Source organism: Clostridium sp. (genome assembly GCF_021443865.1).
Lineage (GTDB): Bacteria > Bacillota > Clostridia > Clostridiales > Clostridiaceae > Clostridium.
Genome location: NZ_JABUTB010000140.1, coordinates 1 through 3,850, shown reverse-complemented (window position 1 = coordinate 3,850; position 3,850 = coordinate 1). Strand labels below are relative to the sequence as shown.

The following is a 3,850-nucleotide window of genomic DNA, read 5'->3' as shown; positions in this document are numbered from 1 at the left end:
GTTGTATTATAATACAACTCCTAAAATATTATTAACTTACTTTTTTACTTTTATTTTTCTTAACCATATAGTACCCTATACCTGAAATCACTACTGCAAATATAGCCATACTAGCAGAATCTTGTCCACCTGTCATTGGTAAATTACCTTTATTATCTGAAGATGGCTTTCCAGTTGAAGGCTTATTACTATCAACTGGTTTATTATTATCAACTGGTTTTCCATTTTCCTTAGTATCATCTGCTCCTGCTATTAATAATTTATCTATATTAGTATTTACTCCATTAGTTTTCCAATGGTTAATTATTTCATCTCTCATTACTAGCATTGTATCTTTCATATTTTTAGCATTACTAAAATTATATCCATCTCCACCTGTTGCCATAAAGTCATTAACTACAACTGTATAATATTTATCCATATCTAAAGGAGTTCCATCTGCTAATCTTATTGATGTAATTCTATTTCCTGCCTTAGCATTCTTATCATACCAAACTTTAATTCCTGAGAATTGTCCCCAACCAAAGTTATTCGGCATAATACCATGTTCAATGGCTGCTTTTATATCAGAACCCTTCAATTCCATAGTTACTAAAGTATTATCAAATGGTAGTATCGTATATAAATCTCCCATTGTTAATACTCCCTTGCTTAAAGGTGCTCTTATCCCTCCACCATTAGTTATAGCAATATCTGCACCTGCAATTTTTCTCATAGTTTCTGAAACAACTATACCAAGAGGTGAAAGTCCTTCAGTTCTATCATGAGATAAATCTTTATCTAAATCTGCCACCTTTTGACTTAATATAGGCTTTAATTCTTCTTCATATTTAATAACTATTTCTTGTGAATTTTCATCTGGTACTATATTAGAACTTCTTTCATAAAGTAAATCTAAATTAGTCTTTAATGAAAGTAACTTTCCTGTATTATCAAAATCAAATGTTAATAACCCTAAAGCTCTACCATTATATCCAGCTTCAATTATCTTAACTCCATTAATTTCTGCATTAGTAAATTGATGATCATGAGCTGCTATAATAGCATCAACATTTTTAATTTTATTTGCTAAATCTACTGCTTCCCCTGTAGTTTTTCCAGTATTCTCATCTGTTATTGCTCCTAAATGAGATAATACAACTACTGAATTAACTTTATCTTCATTTCTTAATTTATCAGCGTATTTTTGAACTGATATTGAAGGATCTTCAAAAATTAAATCAGCTACATTGGCTGGAGTTGTCTTGTATGCAGTTTCTGGTGTCGTAACACCTATTAATCCTATTTTTATTCCATCTACTTCTATTATTTTATAAGGTTTTGCCCACTCAACAGGTTTTCCTGTTTTCTTATCAATAATATTAGCTGCTAAGAAGTCAAAATTTCCTTCCTTTGCCCATGTTGGTATTAAGTTTTTACCCCAATCAAATTCATGATTTCCAATTGATGAGGCAGGTATTTTTATTTCCTTTAGGAATTCAGTTACTGGTGCCCCTTTAGTAAGGTTAGATATAGCTGTTCCTTGATACAAATCTCCTGCAGCTAGTGGTATAGCCTCATAATTAGAGAATCCATTTAAGGAAGTCTTAGCTTTTATTGCTGAAGCTAACTTAGCTATTCCAACGTTTTTACCACTTTCTTGAACATTACCATGTAAATCATTAAAGGTTAATAATTCAACTCTCGTTACATTCTTAGCCTTTAAGACATCATTTATAGTTAAACTACTTATATTTGGTGTTCGTCCATCTTCTGATACTGGTATTGTAAGTTTTCCTTCTTTAACTAAGTTTACAGCTTCCTTTCTTAGTTCTTCATCATATTTAACTCCCGTAAGTTTCCAATTGTTATCTATACTTCTTGTAATAACACCCTTTTTAATATTTATAATATAATCAGTTATCAAATCTCTCATATCAGAAATACTATCATTATTAGTATCATATATCTTTTCATGTGTACCTTGTTCTAATAAAGTTGATAAAACTGAATCATATCTGTAATTATTAACTGATAGATATACTACATCATTATCTTCTACTGCCTTTCCATCCTTTTGGAACTTAAGATTCTCTATTCTATTTCCTGGTTCTTTAGCAATATTAATTTCATAACTAACACCAGTAAACATATCATATTGATATAATCTTATATCAGGATTTAAAGATACTGTTAAATCTCCATCTTTAAATGTATTATATATTTTTGATGTCCACTCCATAAAAGTCTTAAGCTGCTTACCTGTAGTCTTTATTGTATATAACTTATTATCATATTTATAAATCTTAGAAACATCTGATTTTTTTATTTCACCAGACTTCATGTTAGAATCTGCATCAAACAATGCTGCTGCTGATACAAGGTATACATCATCTGGATTTATACCCTTATTTGTTAAATGTAGAGCGCTATTATATAATTGTACTTCATTTACGAAATCTGTTATTCCTTGATCTTTAACTAATGATTCTGGAATATCTTTAATTTCATTATCATCTGCTAAATTAGGTCCTTCAAGTTTTCCTATAGATGTATTTGCATCTTTCTTAGCTATTGCATCGTAGCTACTTAATAATGCTACCAAGTTACTATCTTCTTGCACTTTAGATGTAGAAATAAAGCTCCATTCTTTATTGGATATATCATATTTCCCATCACTATTCTTAGTTAATTTTATTTCAACTTTTCCTAAGCTTCCAGCATTATTAGTTGGTTGAATTAAAAGTGCATTACCTGCTGTCTTATTAAGATCTGACATATGACTATGGCCCATAATTACTACATCTACATCTTTATTAGCTTCAGCTAATTCTTTTGCAGAGTCTCCATTTCCATATTCACTATCATAACCCATATGAGCAGTTACAACATAAACATCTGCTCCACCTGAAGCTTTTATTTCTTCTATTACTTTCCCAACTTCAGTTATTGGATTAGTTACAGTATATCCAGTTAAATTAGGTCCATCCCATTTAGTAATATGAGGTGTAACTACCCCTATTGTTGCAACCTTTATTCCATCTTCTAAAGTTTTAATAACATATGGATTAAAAACTCTATTTCCATCCTTATATATATTTGCACTTAAAACTTTAGCTGTTTTTAATTGTGATGTTATACTATTTAATTTATCCATACCAAAATTAAATTCATGGTTTCCTAAATTAAAGGCATCATATTCCATAGCATTCATAGCAGTCATCATTGGATTACTTGCAGCTTCTAAAAATAAGTGATTATAATTTCCTTGAATATTATCACCATTATCTACAAGTACAGTATTGTTAGGATTTTTACTTCTTTCAGTATTTACCAATGTTGAAATTTGAGTTAGTCCTCCATCAGAATAGGTTGCCCTTGCATAATCGTATGGAACAAACCTACCATGCAAGTCAGTTGTAGCAAGAATTTGAATTGTTTTTGTTGATAATTCTTCTGCTGTAGCTTGTACTAAGTTTATAGGTAAATTACCTATAATAAAAGTAAATGCTAATAGTGTGGCTAAGAATTTTCTTAACCTTCCTTTCTTAATTCTCATTTTACCCCTCCTAATTTTATATTTATGTTATTATAATAATAACCTTTATTAGTTAATAAGTCATCTCAATAAGTATATTTATTTTAAACTTTTTCTTGTGTTCTTCTTTTTAATTTACTTTTTTTTGATATTTTGTTATATTTTTGCATATTGTAGTCAAAAAAATAATTATTTTAATAAATAGACATCTAAATATCTATAAAACACTTAGATGTCTATTCTTAAATAATTATTATTTCAATATATTTTTATTAATTAGTTAAAATTATCTCTTACCTGTATCAAATGGTTCACCAGAAGCCTTTGGAGCTT

At 29.2% G+C, this 3,850-nt stretch carries 1 protein-coding gene; it reads right to left on the bottom strand.

What is annotated here, in order from left to right; translation table 11 throughout:
• Window positions 1–31: 31 nt before the first annotated feature.
• Entirely contained in the window at window positions 32–3,538 is a 3,507-nt protein-coding gene (locus HUJ77_RS14990) for a 5'-nucleotidase C-terminal domain-containing protein (protein ID WP_291710018.1), read from the bottom strand.
• Between the last annotated feature and the right edge of the window lie 312 nt (window positions 3,539–3,850).